Consider the following 18,030-nt stretch of genomic DNA (forward strand, 5'->3'; position numbering starts at 1 on the left):
GTTTAGCGTCGCGGCTAACTCATCTGCTCGACGCGATCACGCCCGCGCTGCTTCGCCATATACACACCCGAATCCGCCCTGAGCAACAGTGCATCCGCGCCCTCCTCCGGTCGCCAACTGGCGATCCCGAAACTCGCCGTGACCACGCCGACCACATCCACCGGCGCACTGCGCAAACCCTGCCACAACTCAACCGCCAACATGTACGCGTGTTCGCCGTCGATGTCCGGGCACAGCACCATGAATTCCTCGCCGCCCAAGCGACAGAACACATCGGTGCGCCGCAATCGATGGCCGATCCGCTCGCACACCGCTTGCAGCACGCGGTCGCCCACGGCATGGCCGTACTGATCGTTGATGCGTTTGAAATGGTCGATGTCGAGCATGATCACCGACAGCTCGCCGCCGCCGCGCTCGACCCGGGCCATTTCCGTGGTCAGGCGTTCCTGAAAATAGCGGCGGTTGTGGATGCCGGTCAGCGAATCGGTCACCGACAGCGCACGCAGTTCTTCTTCCACGCGTTTCAGGTCGGAAATATCCGAGATATAGCCGTGCCACAGCACGCCGCCGCCCGGCAGTTCCTCCGGCGTCGCCTCGCCGCGCACCCAGCGCAGGCCACGTTCGGGCAGTTGCACGCGGTATTCCTCGCGCCACGGGCTGAGGCTGTCGGCCGAGGCGCGAATGGAAGAACGCACACGAGTAACGTCCTGTGGATGAATGCGCGTGAAGATCGCTTCGGCGTTGAACAGCAGCACGTCCGGCTCCAGCTCGTAGATCTCGCGGATGCCGTCGCTGGCGTAGATCACACTGAAGCGTCCGTCGAATTCCATCTTGAACTGATAGATGCCGCCGGGTACGTGCGCGCTGAGTTTCTTTAGCAGCACGTCGCGCGCGGCCAGCACTTCGTGCACGCGCTTGCGCTCGGTGATGTCGATGCAGATCGCCAGATGCCCGACCCATAAACCCTGCTCATCGAGCACCGGGGTGGCCAGCATGTTCACCGGAATATGGCTGCCATCGCTGCGCACCAGCGTCCACTCGCGGGCCTCGTGGCCGCCGACTTCGCCGCCCTCGACCAGCATCGCGTGGCAGGTCGGGATGCTTTTACCGTAGCGCGCACTCAATTCGGCAGCACGGGCCGTCAGCTCACGGGGCAGGTGCAGGTTTTCCAGGGTCATGTGACCGACCACCTCGGCGCTGCTGTAGCCGAGCATTTGTTCGGCGCCTGGGTTGAAGGTATTGATCACACCGCGCAGGTCGGTAGCGATGATCGCCACCTGCGTCGCCGCATTCAGCACGCCGCGCAACTGACCGTGGGTGCCGCGCAGCTCCTGTTCGCTGGCATGCAGTTCCTGTGTGCGCAATTCGACCATGCGCAAGGCGCGCTGGCGCTGACTGACCAACACATAGAGCAAGGCGCTGAGCAGCAGACTGAGCAAGCTGCCCAGAATGATCACACTGCCGACCGACGAATGGTTGGCCTGAACGAACGCGTCGCTCGGCAGAATATCGACCTGATAATCATGATCGGCCATGCGCACCAAGCGCGTGGCAGTCAGGTCGCTCGGCGCCGGTTCATTGGTCGACTCGAACAACACCTCGTGCTGATCATTGGTCGACATGTCGAGAATGCGCACCGACAGATAGTCATGGAAGGCATCCGGCAAACCGTCGGCCAGCAACTGACGCATGCTGATCACCGCCATCACGTAGCCGAACGATTGGCGCTCGCCACTGCGGCTTACAGGCGCGACGAGCAGCACACCGCGCGCATAGGACGGCTCGATGCTGACCAGATGCATCGGTTGCGATACTGCCAGACCGCCGAGCCTGTCGGCGCGTTGCAACGTGTCGCGGCGTAAAGGTTGCGCGAGCAGGTCATAACCCAACGGTGAGCCGAGCCGACTTTGCGTCTGGCTATAGAGCACCGGCACATAGGCATCGCGCACGCCAGCCAGTTGCAGCTCGCCCTGTGCATTCAGTTCACGCAGGGTGAAGTTACTCAGGCCTTCGTCACGCACCCGTTGCTCGAACGCAGCGCGCTCGGCACCGCTGACCTTGAGGGCAAACGAATAGGCCTGGGTACGCATTAATAAGGGTTGGGTGTAACCGTCGAATTCGGCGCGGGACACCGATTCAGAGTTGGCGAAGAAGCGGCGCAGGCCGTCGAGGCGTTGCTCCTGATCCTGAAAGCGTTCTTCGATGCGACTGTAACGTTCGTTGGCCAGAAGTTGAAAACGCTGACGGGTTTGTTGCTGAAACTGATTGAGGGTGGCCCAGGCGAGCAGCCCCGTGAGAATCCCGCCGGCGAGCAATACCAGCAGCGCGACCAGCCAGGCCGAGACGTCTTCGCTGATGAAACCCAGAATCTTTGGGCGCACGGGGTGCAACGACATAAAGACAACTCACTACGCCAGCATTTACGGGAAAACCCCATTGACCGTGTGTGAGTTATAGCTATTAGCCACTAATTTAGCTAGCGCGGGCAGATCCACGGAGCCTTTAAAAATCAAGGCTCTGTGGATCCAACCCGGCAAAGCGTCAACGAGCCGTGATTTTCCAGGCGCGGTGGATCTTGGTGTTGCGGGCGAAATCCGGATCGATGGTCTGCGCACTGATTTCCTCGACCGCGTAACGCTCGGCGAGGTTTTCTTCCAACTGGAACTTGCGGAAGTTGTTGGAGAAATACAGCACACCGCCGGTTGCCAGACGGGCCATGGCCAGGTCGATCAACTGCACCTGATCACGTTGCACGTCGAAGATGCCTTCCATGCGCTTGGAGTTGGAGAACGTCGGCGGATCGATGAAGATCAGGTCGTACTCGTCACGGCTGCTTTCCAGCCACGCCATGACATCGCCCTGCTCCAGACGGTTCTTGTCCGAGTAGCCGTTCAACGACAGGTTGCGGCGCGCCCAGTCGAGGTAAGTCTTCGACAGATCGACGCTGGTGGTGCTGCGCGCGCCGCCCTTGGCCGCGTGTACGCTGGCGGTCGCGGTGTAGCAGAACAGATTGAGGAAGCGCTTGCCGGCGGCCTCTTTCTGAATGCGCATGCGCATCGGGCGGTGGTCGAGGAACAGACCCGTGTCGAGGTAGTCGGTGAGGTTGACCAGCAACTTCACGCCGCCCTCGCTGACTTCATTGAACTTGCCCTGTGCAGCCTGACGCTCGTACTGCTTGGTGCCGCTCTGGCGTTCGCGGCGTTTGACCACCACGCGGCTCTTGTCGACGTTCAGCGCCTGCGGAATGGCGGCCAAGGCGTCGAACATGCGCGCCGAGGCTTTTTCCGGATCGATGGATTTTGGCGCGGCGTATTCCTGGACGTGCACCCAATCGTGGTACAGGTCGATGGCCATCGCGTACTCAGGCATGTCGGCATCGTAGACGCGGTAGCAATCGATGCCTTCGCGCTTGACCCACTTGCCCATGGCCTTGAGATTCTTTTGCAGACGGTTGGCAAACATCTGCCCGCCTTCGCTCAAGCGCGGTTGCTCGATCACCGGTGCCGGGGCTGGCGTCGGTTTGATCGGGTTGCCGTTCTTGTTGAACTTGCGCTCTTGCGGCTCGTCCGGGGTCTGGTCGTAAGCCGCTTGCTCGCGCTCGGCCTGACGCTGTTCCGGAGTGCGACGCTCGCCGGTGACGAACTGATCCGGCAGCACTTTGATCAACAGCAGTTTGCACGGCAGTGCGCCGTTCCAGAACGAATACTGTTTGTGGCTGCGAATGCCCATGCGCTTGCCCAGATCCGGCGCGCCGGTGAACACCGCCGCTTCCCAGTTCAGGCAGGCCTGACGCAGGCGCTCACCGAGGTTCTGGTAGAGGTACAACAGGCTGGCTTCGTCACCGAGACGCTCGCCGTACGGTGGGTTGCAGATCACCAGACCTTTCTGGTTCTGATCCGGACGCGGCTCGAAGGTCGCGACTTCGCCCTGGTAGATCTTGATCCACTCGCTCAGGCCGGCACGCTCAACGTTGTTGCGACCCGGTTGAATCAGACGAGGGTCAGCTTCATAACCACGAATCCACAGCGGTGGCTTGGCCAGACCGGCAGCGGCGCGTTCGACGGCTTCTTCATGGAGTTTTTTCCACAGCGCCGGGACGTGACCGAGCCAGGCGGTGAAACCCCACTGCTCACGACGCAGGTTCGGCGCCATGTCGGCGGCAATCATGCCGGCTTCGACGAGGAACGTACCGACACCGCACATCGGGTCAGCCAGCGCGCCGCCTTCGGCAGCAATGCGTGGCCAGCCGGAACGGATCAGGATGGCTGCCGCGAGGTTTTCCTTCAGCGGTGCCGCACCTTGCTGCAAGCGATAGCCGCGCTGGTGCAGGCTGTGGCCGGAGAGGTCGAGGGAGAGAATCGCTTCGCCGCGATCCAGACGCAGGTGAATGCGCAGATCCGGGTTGAGCTTGTCGATCGACGGACGGTCGCCCTGTGGGGTGCGCAGTTTGTCGACGATGGCGTCTTTGACTTTCAGGGCACCGAAGTGGGTGTTGTCGATGCCTGAGCCGTGGCCGCTGAATTCAACGGCCAAGGTACCGTCGCTGAGCATGTGATCCTGCCACTCGATGTCGAGCACGCCGTGGTAGAGGTCTTCAGCGTCTTTCATCGGAAAACGCTTGAGCACCAGCAACACACGGTTGGCCAGACGCGACCAGAGGCACAGGCGATAAGCGGTTTCCATGGTCGCCATGCCACGCACGGCGGAAGTGTGCTCGCGCGCTTCTTCAAGGCCAAGCCCGACGGCTTCCTCGATGAGCAGGCCTTCAAGGCCTTTAGGGCAAGTGAGGAAGAGTTCGAAACGGTCGGACATGGTATTTCCAGAGCCTTTGGCTAGTGAATCGGCAACGCATTGCCGATCCGGTTTTCAATCAGGCGCTTTTCTAAAAGAACGCCCGTGTGGCACGAAGGTGTGCCGTTCCATCCCCGCTGCTCGGGTTAAAAGAGCTTAGATGCCGGGACAGATAAAAAAGTTGATGCAACAAAAAGTCTTAAAGCGACCCTTCGTCGCTTTATACCCCAGCGCAAACGTGGGTCATTCTCACTAAAGAATTAACCCCATCATCCAGCGCGGGGCCGATCATACCGGGGTTTGCTGAAAAACCGTGCATGAAACCCGTCGTTACTTATGGCTGTAGCACTAATTTCGTTACGTCCTTATGACAAAACGATCATTCCCTCGGTGTGACTCATTGGTTAGAACTGAACACAGGTTGACGTCGCAACGGCGTCAACACCTTGGCTCGCCACGCCGGCAGCGAGCCGCACCATGGCAGGTTTCTTCTGCCAGACCTCAGTTGAGGTCAACGCGACACAAAACAGTCAACAAGTGAGGGAAACACCCTATGAGAAGACTTAAGCGTGATCCGTTGGAAAGAGCATTTTTGCGCGGATATCAATATGGCGTTGGTGGCAAATCCCGTGAGCTTTGCCCATTTACTCTACCGTCGGTACGTCAAGCCTGGATTAACGGCTGGCGAGAAGGACGCGGCGACAACTGGGACGGTATGACCGGCACTGCGGGAATCCACAGACTCAACGAACTTCACGCCGTCGGCTGACACAGGGCATTTATTCCGACACGACAATCTGAATTTGTAACGACTTACCATGCACGTCCTTCCCGGACGGCGGGCTGCGGCCCAGGGGCTCCTTCGAGGAGCCCTTTTTTATGCCTGTCTGGCTGACACACATTTCGTGTAGGAGCTGCCGAAGGCTCCTACATTGGCCAGGTCAGCCTAGGGGGATCAGCGTAGGGCGGCGATCGCGTCGACCGATTCGCGAATCAGCGCCGGGCCTTTATAGATGAAGCCGGAGTAGATCTGCACCAGGCTCGCACCGGCGGTGATCTTCTCGGCCGCATGCTTGCCTTCAGTAATCCCGCCCGCGGCAATGATCGGCAAACGCCCAGCCAGCTCACCGGCCAGCACCTTCACCGTATTGGTACTCTTCTCCCGCACCGGCGCGCCCGACAAACCGCCCGCCTCGTCGCCATGCTCCATGCCTTCAACACCAACCCGGCTGAGGGTGGTGTTGGTCGCGATCACCGCGTCCATGCCGGTTTCGATCAACGCTTGAGCCACCTGCGCGGTTTCTTCATCGGTCATGTCCGGCGCGATCTTGATCGCCAACGGCACATGTTTGCCATGACGCAACGCCAGTTCAGCGCGGCGCGTGGCCAGATCCGCGAGCAATTGCTTGAGCGAATCACCGAACTGCAGGCTGCGCAGGCCCGGGGTATTTGGCGAGCTGACGTTGACCGTCACATAGCTGGCGTGGGCGTAGACCTTGTCCAGGCAGATCAGGTAATCGTCGACCGCACGTTCAACCGGAGTATCGAAGTTCTTGCCGATGTTGATGCCCAGCACACCTTTGTATTTCGCCACTGCCACCCGCGCCAGCAGGTTATCGACACCGAGGTTGTTGAAGCCCATGCGATTGATAATCGCCTCGGCTTCCGGCAAGCGAAAAATCCGTGGTTTCGGGTTGCCCGGCTGCGGGCGCGGAGTCACGGTGCCGATTTCGACAAAACCGAAACCAAGTTGCGCGAAGCCATCAATGGCCGCGCCGTTCTTGTCCAGACCGGCGGCCAGACCCACCGGGTTCGGGAATTCGAGGCCCATGACCGTCACCGGTTTCTTCGCCGGCGCCTTGCACAGCAAGCCGTTGAGGCCCAAACGCCCACCCGCGCCGATCAGATCCAGCGACAGATCGTGGGAGGTTTCCGGGGAAAGTTTGAACAACAGCTGACGGGCCAGGGTGTACATGGGCGGCGATGACTCGGGCGGCGAAAAGAGGCGGCGATTATAGCCGGGCATCGACCTGCGGCGCGAGGCGCATGCGCAAATCGCTGTCACTGGCATATGCCTTGCACCCTCCTTGCCATCAGCGCGCAAGGCCAATGACGGCACGCGGGCAAGGACAATGGCGTCGTCCCGGGTTTTGCCTGCGCAAAGTCCGCGGCGGCGCTTTTTTTCGAGGTGGCGGTGTATGAATGAACCTTCGGTAGGGCCACTGGCCTGGGTCAATGGCAGCGATGCCCCGGAAAAGACTGCAATCAACCTCGGTTTCATGGCCCTGAGCGATTGTGCCTCGGTGGTCGTCGCGGCCACACAGGGCTTTGCCCAGCCTTACGGCCTAACGCTGAACCTGAAGCGCCAGGCCTCCTGGGCGAATCTGCGCGACAAATTGGTCAGCGGCGAACTGGATGCCGCGCACAGTCTGTATGGCCTGATTTACGCCGTGCACCTGGGCATCGGCGGCGTCGCCCCGACCGATATGGCCGTGCTGATGGGCCTGAACCAGAACGGTCAGAGCCTCAACCTCTCCCACGGTCTCCAGAACATTGGTGTGAGCAGTCCTGAAGCGCTGGACCGCCACGTGCACCAAAGCCGCGCAAAACTCACCTTCGCCCAGACTTTTCCCACCGGCACTCATGCCATGTGGCTGTATTACTGGCTGGCGAGTCAGGGCATTCATCCATTGCAGGACGTCGACAGCGTCGTCGTGCCGCCGCCGCAAATGGTCGCGCACCTGCAAGCCGGGCGCATCGACGGTTTTTGTGTCGGCGAGCCTTGGGCGGCCAGTGCGGTGCAGCAGGATCTCGGTTTCACCTTGGCCACCAGCCAGACCATCTGGCCCGATCACCCGGAAAAAGTCCTTGGTTGCACCCGTGAATTTGTCGAGCAATACCCGAACACTGCGCGGGCGTTAGTGATGGCGATTCTTGAGGCCAGCCGCTTCATCGAAGAAAGCCCGGAGAATCGCCGTAGCACCGCGCAATTGCTCAGCGCTCCGGAATATCTGGACGCGCCGCTTTCGTGCATCGAGCCGCGTTTTCTCGGTGATTATGCCGATGGACTCGGCAATCGCTGGCAGGATCCACACGCGCTGCGTTTTCACGGCAACGGCGAGGTGAATCTGCCCTATCTGTCGGACGGTATGTGGTTCATGACCCAGTTCCGCCGCTGGGGCCTGCTGCGTGAGGATCCGGATTACCTCGCCGTCGCCCGTCAGGTCCAGCAAATGGATATCTACCGCGATGCTGCGACGGCAGTCGGCGTAGCGGCGTGGGGCACAGACATGCGCAGCAGCCAGTTGCTCGACGGCAAAGTCTGGGACGGCAGCGATCCCGCCGGCTACGCGCGCAGTTTCAAGCTGCACGCGTTGAACGACGACGCCCCCCTTCTCGCCCGCCGCTGACAGGAGACCGCGAACATGTTGCGCATTCTGTTGATCAACGACACAGCGAAAAAAGTCGGTCGCCTGAAAGCTGCGTTGACCGAGGCCGGTTTCGAGGTGATCGACGAGTCCGGCCTGACCATCGACCTGCCCGCACGCGTCGAAACGGTGCGCCCGGACGTGATTCTGATCGATACCGAGTCACCGAGCCGCGATGTCATGGAGCAAGTGGTGCTGGTCAGCCGCGACCAGCCACGGCCAATCGTGATGTTTACCGATGAACATGATCCGGGGGTGATGCGCCAGGCGATCAAGTCAGGGGTCAGTGCTTACATCGTCGAAGGCATTCACGCCCAGCGTCTGCAGCCAATTCTGGATGTGGCGATGGCGCGTTTCGAGAGTGATCAGGCCTTGCGTGCGCAGTTGCAGGCGCGTGATCAGCAATTGGCTGAGCGCAAGCGTATTGAGCTGGCCAAGGGTTTGTTGATGAAGATGAAGGATTGCAATGAGGAAGAGGCTTACACCCTGATGCGGCGGCAGGCGATGAGTCGGCAGCAGAAGCTGATTCAGGTGGCGGAGCAGATTATTGCGATGAGTGAGTTGCTTGGCTGAGGTGTTCTCACCGCTGAAAAGCCCCTCACCCTAGCCCTCTCCCAGAGGGAGAGGGGACTGATTGGGGGATGGCGCAGTAATACTGCCGACCTGAACGATTTTCGGTGAATCCATATTCGACTCCGTGTTTCAGGTCGATGTTTTGCGCAAGACACCTCGGTCAGTCCCCTCTCCCTCTGGGAGAGGGCTAGGGTGAGGGGCTTTTGATCTTTCAGCTGTTGGCACAAATCTCGCTACGTAAAACGCACAGGTAACCAACGGCGGTTGCCCCACCCACGACAAAGACGTCGCTCACCCGTTCGCCCAACCGGCGCATCAGGTAGCGGCGTTTTTGCGTTTTGGCCCCACAGCTCGGGGCCGGTGGTGCGGCCGTGGCGGCGCTCCACCTGCTGTTGCATGACTCCTTTCGAGACTCTTTTCAGCTGAGGTGCGCGATGAATTCAAGCTTCTGGAAATCCGGCCACACCCCGACCCTGTTCGCGGCCTTCCTCTATTTCGACCTGAGCTTCATGGTCTGGTACCTGCTCGGCCCGCTGGCGGTGCAGATTGCCGCCGACCTGCACCTGACCACGCAACAACGCGGCCTCGTCGTCGCCACACCGATCCTCGCCGGCGCCGTACTGCGCTTCGTGATGGGCATGCTCGCCGATCGACTGTCGCCGAAAACCGCCGGGCTGATCGGCCAGGTCATCGTCATCTGCGCATTGTTCGGCGCCTGGAAAATCGGCATTCACAGTTACGAACAGGCGCTGATACTCGGCCTGTTTCTTGGTATGGCCGGCGCGTCGTTTGCCGTCGCCCTGCCCTTGGCCTCGCAATGGTATCCACCACAGCATCAAGGCAAAGCCATGGGTATCGCCGGTGCGGGCAACTCCGGCACCGTGTTCGCCGCGCTGCTGGCACCGGTGCTCGCCGCCGCGTTCGGCTGGAGCAATGTCTTCGGTTTCGCTTTGATTCCGCTGATCCTGACTCTGGTGCTGTTCGCCTGGCTGGCAAAAAATGCGCCTGAGCGGCCGAAAGCCAAAGCCATGACCGACTACTTCAAAGCCTTGGGCGACCGCGACAGCTGGTGGTTCATGTTTTTCTACAGCGTCACCTTCGGCGGCTTCATCGGCTTGGCCAGCGCCCTGCCCGGCTACTTCAACGATCAATACGGGCTGAGCCCGGTGACCGCTGGCTACTACACCGCAGCCTGCGTGTTCGGCGGCAGTTTGATGCGGCCATTGGGTGGCGCCCTGGCTGACCGTTTCGGTGGCATCCGCACCTTGCTGGCGATGTACACCGTCGCTGCTGTCTGTATCGCTGCTGTCGGCTTCAACCTGCCAAGTTCCTATGCGGCGCTGGCACTTTTCGTCTGCACCATGCTCGGTCTGGGCGCCGGCAACGGCGCCGTTTTCCAACTGGTACCGCAGCGTTTTCGTCTGGAGATCGGCGTGATGACCGGACTGATCGGCATGGCCGGCGGCATCGGCGGTTTTGCCTTGGCCGCCGGCATGGGCGCGATCAAACAGAGCACCGGCAGCTATCAACTGGCCCTGTGGTTGTTCGCCAGTCTCGGCGTGTTGGCATGGTTTGGCCTGCACGGCGTCAAGCGTCGCTGGAGAACCACCTGGGGTTCGGCGGCAGTGACGGCGGCGCGGGTCTGAAGCATCGATGGCCCTGCAACTGAGTTTCGCCGAAGCCAGCGCCACCGGCCCGCGCGCAGAGAATCAGGACGCTTTGCGCCTGGTCACGCCCGCTCCGGCGTTGGCGGCGAGCAAAGGTTTTCTGTTCGCCATCGCCGACGGCGTCAGTCAGTGTGCCGATGGCGGACTGGCTGCGCGTTCGACCTTGCAGGCCTTGGCGCTCGACTACTACGCCACGCCGGAAACCTGGAGCGTGGCGCAGGCACTGGATCGCCTGCTGCTCGCGCAAAACCGCTGGTTGCAGGCCAACGGTGGTGGGCAACCGTTGCTCACCACGGTCAGTGCTTTGGTCATGCGCGGTCGGCGTTTTACCCTCGCGCACGTCGGAGATTGCCGGGTGTATCGCTGGCACTACGATAGTTTGCAGCGGATCTCGGAGGATCATGTCTGGGATCAGCCGGGCATGCAGCATGTGCTCAAACGCGCGCTGGGGCTGGATCAGCATCTGGTGCTGGATTTTCTCGATGGCGAACTGCGTGAAGGCGAAAGCTTTGTGCTGCTCAGCGATGGTGTCTGGTCGACACTCGGCGATACCGCCATTGCGGCGATTCTGCGTGATCAGCCGGATCTGCACAGCGCCGCGCAGACGCTGGTCAACGCCGCGCATCTTGCGGGGAGCCAGGACAATGCCAGTGCTTTGCTGGTGCGGGTGGATGCTTTGGGTGAGGCAAATATCGGCGATGCACTGATTCATTTGCAGCAATGGCCACTGCCGCCACCGTTGAAACCCGGTCAGTCGTTCGAAGGCTGGCAAGTGCTGGACATTGTCGCTCAGAGCCAGCAATCGCTGCTGTATCGGATTGTCGATGAGCAAGGTCAGATGTGGTTGCTGAAAACCCTGCCGTCGCGCAGCGCCGATGATCCTCACGCCGGGCAGGCGCTGCTGTCCGAGGAATGGTTCCTGAAACGCGTGGCCGGCCGGCATTTTCCTGAAGTCCATGCGTGTAATCAGCGTCAGCATTTGTACTACGTGATGCGAGAATATTCCGGGGCGACGCTGGCACAGTTGTTTCAACAGTCAGGCCCATTGCCGTTGGCACAGTGGCAGGACATCGCCGAGCGCCTGTTGCGTGCGGTCGGTCTGCTGCATCGGCGGCAGATCCTGCATCGGGACATCAAACCGGAAAATCTGCACGTGGGCGACGACGGCGAATTGCGTCTGCTGGATTTTGGCCTGGCATACTGCCCAGGCTTGTCCGAAGACGCGCCGTCGACGTTGCCGGGAACGCCCACCTATATCGCCCCGGAAGCGTTTCGTGGGGATCCGCCGAATGTGCAGCAGGATTTGTATGCGGTCGGTGTGACCCTGTATTTCTTGCTCACCGGGCATTTTCCCTATGGCGAGATCGAAGCGTTTCAGCGGCCGCGATTTGCTGTGGCAGTGAGTGCCAGTCGATTTCGGCCGGATCTGCCGGAATGGTTGGCGCAGAGCCTGGAGCGTGGGGTGGCGGCTGATCCGCAACAACGGTTTGAAACGGCTGAGGAATGGCTGTTGGTGTTGGAACAGGGCGAGCGGCGCAGTTTGAGTGTGCGGCCCAGACCGTTACTGGAGCGTGAGCCGTTGAAGGTTTGGCGGACGATAGCGTTGGTGGCTTTATTGGGGAATATGGTGCTGCTGGTTTTGTTGTTTCATGGCTGACACCGCGTCGCGTCATTCGCGAGCAGGCGCGCTCCCACAAGGAATTTGTGAACGACAAAGAGCCACTGTGGGAGCGAGCCTGCTCGCGAAGGCGCCCGCCCAGTCACCACAAATTCAACTGCCTGAATGCCCCACGAACGAGCAACCCGCTTCGAATCAGTGCAAAAAATCCATCCTCAAAATCTGTCACCCCCAATAAACCCGCCACCGTCCCCACTTGGCACAACCACTGCATTACCTCTCCCAACACACACATAAAGCTCAACCTTCAACGACGAAGGCTGCGCTTCCCGAGAGAACGGGACCAGGACAAAGGCGTCCTCGCTAGGCAACTAGCGGGACGCCTTTTTTTGTTTGCGCAAAATTTCTCGAGCAAGGCCTGACTGCCCACAAGAGGCCAGCCGCAGCTCCCCGGAGAACCTGATGAAAAAACTCAAACTGGTGATGATCGGCAATGGCATGGCCGGGGTCCGCACCCTCGAAGAATTGCTCAAGCTGAGCAACGAGCTGTACGACATCACCGTCTTCGGCGCCGAACCGCATACCAACTACAACCGCATTCTGCTGTCACCGGTGCTGGCCGGCGAGCAGACCTTCGAAGAGATCGTCCTCAACGACCTCGATTGGTACCTGGAAAACAACATCAAGTTGCTGCTCAACCGCAAAGTGGTGGAGATCGACCGGGTCAAACGCCGGGTGATCGCCGAGGACGGCACCGAAGCCGAATACGACCGCCTGCTGATCGCCACCGGCTCGACGCCGTTCATTCTGCCGATCCCCGGCAACACCCTGCACGGTGTGATCGGTTATCGCGACATCGCCGACACCCAAGCCATGATCGACACCGCCAAAACCCACAAACACGCGGTGGTCATCGGTGGCGGTCTGCTCGGTCTCGAAGCGGCCAACGGCCTGATGCTGCGCGGCATGCACGTCACCGTGGTGCATATCGGCGAATGGTTGTTGGAACGGCAACTGGATAAAACCAGCGGTCAACTGCTGCAAAGCGCCCTCGAATCCCGTGGTTTGCACTTCCGTCTGTGCGAACAGACCCAAGCCCTGCACGACGCTGGCAATGGCCGGGTCGGCTCGGTGCAATTCAAGAACGGCGACATCATCCCCGCTGATCTGGTGGTGATGGCTGCCGGCATTCGCCCCAACACCGAACTCGCTGAGAAGGCCGGCATCCCGTGCAATCGCGGGATCCTGGTCAATGACACGCTGCAAACCTACGACCCGCGCATTTACGCGATCGGCGAGTGCGCCAGCCATCGCGGGATTGCCTACGGTCTGGTCGCGCCACTGTTCGAACAGGCCAAAGTCTGCGCCAATCACCTCGCACAACTGGGGTTCGCCCGTTATCAGGGTTCGGTGACTTCGACCAAACTCAAAGTCACCGGCATCGACCTGTTTTCCGCTGGCGACTTCATGGGCGGCGAAGGCACCGAGACCATCACCCTCTCCGACCCGATCGGCGGTGTGTACAAAAAACTGGTGATCAAGGATGACGTACTGGTCGGCGCCTGTCTGTACGGCGATACGGCAGATGGCGGTTGGTATTTCCGGCAGATTCGTGAGAATCACGCCATCGGCGAGATCCGCGATCACTTGATGTTCGGCGAAAACGCCCTCGGCGACGTAGGACATCAGGGCCAGGACAAAGCCATGGTCATGGCCGACACCGCCGAAGTCTGCGGCTGCAACGGCGTGTGCAAAGGCACCATCGTCAAAGCCATTCAGGAACACGGCCTGTTCAGCGTCGATGAGGTGAAGAAACACACCAAGGCTGCCAGCTCCTGTGGCTCGTGCGCCGGGCTGGTCGAACAGATCCTGATCAACACCGTCGGCGGTGCGGCCGACGTCAAACCGAAAAGCGAAAAAGCCATCTGCGGTTGCAGCGACCTCAATCACGGGCAGATCCGCCAAGCCATTCGCGAGCAACATCTGCTGACCATCGCCGGCACCATGAGCTACCTCAACTGGCGCACGCCGAACGGCTGCGCAACGTGCCGCCCTGCTCTCAACTATTACCTGATTTCCACTTGGCCCGGCGAAGCCAAGGACGATCCGCAATCACGCCTGATCAACGAACGTGCACACGCCAACATCCAGAAGGACGGCACGTATTCGGTGGTGCCACGGATGTGGGGCGGCGTGACCAATCCTTCGGAACTGCGACGGATTGCCGACGTCGCCGACAAGTACAACGTGCCGATGGTCAAGGTCACCGGCGGTCAGCGCATCGACTTGCTCGGCATCAAGAAGCAGGACTTGCCCGGCGTCTGGAAAGACCTCGACATGCCGTCCGGCCACGCTTACGGCAAATCCATCCGCACGGTGAAAACCTGCGTCGGCAGCGAGTTCTGCCGCTTCGGCACGCAGAACTCGACACAACTGGGCATCGAACTCGAGCACGACCTGTTCAACATGTGGTCGCCGCACAAAGTGAAACTCGCTGTCTCCGGATGCCCACGCAACTGCTCGGAAGCGGGGATCAAAGACGTAGGAATCATCGGCGTCGACTCCGGTTGGGAGATGTACATCGGCGGCAACGGCGGGATCAAAACCGAAGTCGCCGAATTCTTCGTCAAGCTGAAAACCGCCGAAGAAGTGCGCGAATACAACGGCGCCTTTCTGCAGCTGTATCGCGAAGAAGCCTTCTACCTCGAACGCACCGTGCATTACCTGCAACGGGTCGGCATGGAACACATCAAGAAAGCCGTGCTGGAAGACCCGGAGCGCCGCAGAGCGCTGAACGAACGCCTGCAATTCTCCCTGTCGTTCGAACAAGACCCGTGGAAAGAACGCCTGGCGCAGCCGCAACTGAAGAAAGAATTCGATGTGATCCCTGTGAAAAACCTGGAGGTGCCGGCATGAACTGGCTGGATATCTGTGCTCTCGAAGAGATCAACGCCCTCGGCTCGCGGATCATTGCCGGGCCGAAAGGTGACATCGCGATTTTTCGTACAAGCGACGATGAGGTTTTCGCCCTCGACGACCGCTGCCCGCACAAGGGTGGGCCGTTGTCGCAAGGCTTGATCTACGGCAAACGTGTGGCCTGCCCGCTGCACAACTGGCAGATCGATCTCGAATCCGGCGAAGCGCAGGCGCCGGACATCGGTTGCGCGCACCATCACCCGGCGCGGGTCGAAAACGGTCGTGTGCAACTGGCCCTGCGGGACGCCATCTGATGAACCGCCAGACGACCGCCTCGACCTGCTGTTATTGCGGGGTCGGCTGCGGCGTGCTGATCGAGCATGACGGCGAGCGCATCCTCGGCGTCAGCGGCGATCCGGCGCACCCGGCCAACTTCGGCAAACTGTGCAGCAAAGGCTCGACCCTGCATCTGACCGGCGACCTTGCCGCTCGCGCGCTGTACCCGGAATTGCGCCTGGGCAAAGGCCTGGCGCGCAGCCGCACAGACTGGGACACCGCACTGGAACACGCTGCCAACGTGTTCGCCGAGACCATCGCCGAGCACGGCCCTGACAGCGTGGCGTTCTATATCTCCGGACAGTTGCTGACCGAGGACTACTACGCCTTCAACAAGCTGGCACGGGCACTGGTCGGGACCAACAACATCGACAGCAATTCGCGCCTGTGCATGTCCTCAGCCGTGGTCGGCTACAAGCGCAGCCTCGGCGCCGACGCCCCGCCGTGCAGTTATGAGGATCTGGAGCTCAGCGATTGCGTGATGATCGTCGGCAGTAACATGGCCTACGCCCATCCGGTACTTTTTCGTCGGCTGGAAGAAGCAAAATCTCGCCGCCCGCAGATGAAAGTCATCGTCATTGATCCACGGCGCACCGACACCTGCGACCTTGCCGATTTGCACCTGGCGATTCTGCCCGGTACCGATGTCGCTTTGTTTCATGGGATTTTGCATCTGTTGTTGTGGGAAGACTGGATCGACCGCGATTTCGTCAAAGCGCACACCGATGGCCTCGCCGAACTGAAAAGTCTGGTGCGCGATTACACCCCGCAAATGGTTTCGCAGTTATGCGGCATCAGCGTCGAGCAATTGCAGCAGTGCGCCGAATGGGTGGGCACTTCGCCGAGTTTTCTGTCGCTGTGGTGCATGGGTTTGAACCAGTCCACGGCTGGCAGCGCGAAAAACAGTGCACTGATCAATCTGCACCTGGCCACCGGACAAATCGGTCGTCCGGGTGCAGGACCTTTCTCCCTGACCGGTCAGCCAAATGCCATGGGCGGACGCGAAACCGGCAGCTTGTCGAACCTGTTGCCGGGTCATCGTGACGCGGCCAACCCGGAGCATCGCTCACAAGTGGCGGCTTATTGGGGTGTGGATCAACTGCCGGAAAACACTGGTCTCAGCGCCATCGAACTGTTCGAGCAAGTGCGCAGCGGCAAGATCAAGGCGTTGTGGATTGCCTGCACCAACCCTGCGCAATCGATGCCGGATCAGAACTCAGTGCGCGCGGCGCTGGAAGCTTGCCCGTTTGTGGTTCTGCAAGAAGCCTTTCGCACCACCGAAACCGCAGCGTTTGCCGATCTCCTGCTACCCGCCGCCAGTTGGGGCGAGAAGGAAGGCTCGGTGACCAACTCCGAACGACGCATTTCCCACGTACGCAAGGCCATCCTCCCACCGGGCGAAGCGCGGCCGGACTGGGCGATCACAGTGGATTTCGCACAGCGCCTGGAGAAACATCTGCGTCCCGCTGAGCCGAGCCTGTTTACGTTTACTCGGCCCGCGCAGTTGTTCGATGAGTTCAAAGGGCTGACACGCGGCCGCGATCTGGATATGTCCGGGATCAGTCACGCGCTGATCGACGAGATCGGACCGCAGCAATGGCCCTTCCCTGTCGGAGCGCGGCAAGGAACGCCACGCCTGTACGAGGATGGGATTTTCCCAACCGCCAACGGACGCGCGCAATTCATAGCCGACCCTTATCGCGCCGCCAAAGAACAGCGCGACGCACGTTTTCCACTGACGTTGATCACTGGACGTCTGCGTGATCAATGGCACGGTATGAGCCGCACCGGCACGGCGGCGCAATTGTTCGGGCATGTCAGCGAAGCGGTGTTGAGCTTGCACCCGGACGAACTGCGCAGGCATCGCTTGCAGCCAGGAGATCTGGTCAACCTCAAAAGTCGTCGCGGCGCAGTGATCGTCGCGGTTGGCAGCGATGACAGTGTGCGTCCGGGACAGGCATTTCTACCGATGCACTGGGGCGACCGCTTTCTCAAGGGTGGCGTAAACAGCCTGACCCTGCCGGCCTTCGACCCGTTGTCGAAACAACCGGAACTCAAACACAGCGGCGTGCGCCTGGAGCCGGTCAATCTGCCGTGGCAGCTTTTCGCGCTCATTGAGGGTGATGTTCAACGGCATTTCGAGGCCCTGCGACCGCTCTGTGAGGCATTTTCCTACGTGAGTCTCAGCCTTGTCGGACGTGAACGACCGGCATTGCTGATACGCGCAGCCAGCAGCGAGGCGCCGGATGCGCAGTTGCTCAATGAAATCGACCGATGCCTGTCACTGATCGACGGCCCGGTTCTGGCTTACGACGATCCACGTCGGGCCATTGGCAAGCGCGTACGCATTGAAAACGGCCGAATCACCGCGATTCGCCTGGCCGGCGAAACCCTCGCCCGGCATTGGCTGCAAGGGTTGTGGCTGGAGGGCCGTGCGGACGAACAACTGCGGCGCTGGTTGCTGGCACCGATGAGTGCTCCTCCGGGTAGTGCCGGGGCGCAGATCGCTGCGGATAAAACCCTGTGCAACTGCAAGAACGTCAGCCTCAACGCGGTCTGCGCCGGTATTCGCCAAGGGCTCGATTTGCAAGGCTTGAAAAACAATCTGGGCTGCGGCACGCAATGCGGCTCCTGTGTCCCGGAAATAAAACGCTTGCTGGCTGCCGATGTGCAGCCAGTCGCCGTCATCTGATGAGGAAAA

11 protein-coding genes are annotated in these 18,030 nt (G+C 60.6%); 8 read left to right on the plus strand and 3 right to left on the minus strand.

The window, feature by feature from the left end:
* Positions 1-14: 14 nt before the first annotated feature.
* Positions 15-2,396 carry a diguanylate cyclase gene (locus ACI514_RS16085; RefSeq protein WP_160057068.1) on the minus strand — a complete coding sequence of 794 codons (2,382 nt, stop codon included), beginning with the start codon at positions 2,394-2,396 and terminating at the stop codon, positions 15-17.
* Positions 2,397-2,541: 145 nt separating this feature from the next.
* Positions 2,542-4,812 carry a bifunctional 23S rRNA (guanine(2069)-N(7))-methyltransferase RlmK/23S rRNA (guanine(2445)-N(2))-methyltransferase RlmL gene (gene rlmKL / locus ACI514_RS16090; RefSeq protein WP_095047738.1) on the minus strand — a complete coding sequence of 757 codons (2,271 nt, stop codon included), beginning with the start codon at positions 4,810-4,812 and terminating at the stop codon, positions 2,542-2,544.
* Between the two features lie 532 nt (positions 4,813-5,344).
* Here rlmKL and rmf point away from each other — a divergent pair.
* Positions 5,345-5,560, plus strand: coding sequence for a ribosome modulation factor (gene rmf, locus ACI514_RS16095; RefSeq protein WP_003223300.1), 216 nt, complete (start codon positions 5,345-5,347; stop codon positions 5,558-5,560).
* 186 nt (positions 5,561-5,746) lie between these two features.
* Here rmf and ACI514_RS16100 read toward each other — a convergent pair whose 3' ends face one another.
* Complete coding sequence (locus ACI514_RS16100; RefSeq protein WP_160057066.1) at positions 5,747-6,766, minus strand: quinone-dependent dihydroorotate dehydrogenase; 1,020 nt, start codon at positions 6,764-6,766, stop codon at positions 5,747-5,749.
* Positions 6,767-6,989: 223 nt separating this feature from the next.
* Here ACI514_RS16100 and ACI514_RS16105 point away from each other — a divergent pair, with 223 nt between their 5' ends.
* The 7 genes from ACI514_RS16105 (at position 6,990) to ACI514_RS16135 (ending at position 18,021) form a co-directional block, all read left to right on the plus strand.
* A complete protein-coding gene (locus tag ACI514_RS16105) occupies positions 6,990-8,201 on the plus strand; it encodes a CmpA/NrtA family ABC transporter substrate-binding protein (protein WP_405122021.1) in 1,212 nt (403 codons plus the stop codon).
* Between the two features lie 15 nt (positions 8,202-8,216).
* Positions 8,217-8,792: an ANTAR domain-containing response regulator gene (locus ACI514_RS16110; protein WP_007916390.1), complete on the plus strand. Its 576-nt coding sequence runs from the start codon at positions 8,217-8,219 to the stop codon at positions 8,790-8,792.
* 434 nt (positions 8,793-9,226) lie between these two features.
* Positions 9,227-10,438 (plus strand): NarK/NasA family nitrate transporter, encoded by a 1,212-nt coding sequence (locus ACI514_RS16115; RefSeq protein ID WP_095120053.1) that lies wholly within the window; start codon positions 9,227-9,229, stop codon positions 10,436-10,438.
* Between the two features lie 7 nt (positions 10,439-10,445).
* Positions 10,446-12,116, plus strand: a complete 1,671-nt coding sequence (locus ACI514_RS16120) for a protein kinase domain-containing protein (RefSeq protein WP_405122022.1) — start codon at positions 10,446-10,448, stop codon at positions 12,114-12,116.
* A gap of 423 nt (positions 12,117-12,539) precedes the next feature.
* Complete coding sequence (nirB, locus tag ACI514_RS16125) at positions 12,540-14,993, plus strand: nitrite reductase large subunit NirB (protein ID WP_160057063.1); 2,454 nt, start codon at positions 12,540-12,542, stop codon at positions 14,991-14,993.
* Positions 14,990-15,307 carry a nitrite reductase small subunit NirD gene (gene nirD / locus ACI514_RS16130; RefSeq protein ID WP_053118721.1) on the plus strand — a complete coding sequence of 106 codons (318 nt, stop codon included), beginning with the start codon at positions 14,990-14,992 and terminating at the stop codon, positions 15,305-15,307. The genes nirB and nirD overlap by 4 nt, the downstream gene beginning before the upstream one ends.
* Positions 15,307-18,021 (plus strand): nitrate reductase, encoded by a 2,715-nt coding sequence (locus tag ACI514_RS16135; RefSeq protein ID WP_160057062.1) that lies wholly within the window; start codon positions 15,307-15,309, stop codon positions 18,019-18,021. Before nirD ends, ACI514_RS16135 begins: the two co-directional genes overlap by 1 nt.
* Positions 18,022-18,030: the final 9 nt, after the last annotated feature.

The sequence above is a fragment of the Pseudomonas sp. M20 genome (assembly GCF_045037865.1).
Lineage (GTDB): Bacteria > Pseudomonadota > Gammaproteobacteria > Pseudomonadales > Pseudomonadaceae > Aquipseudomonas.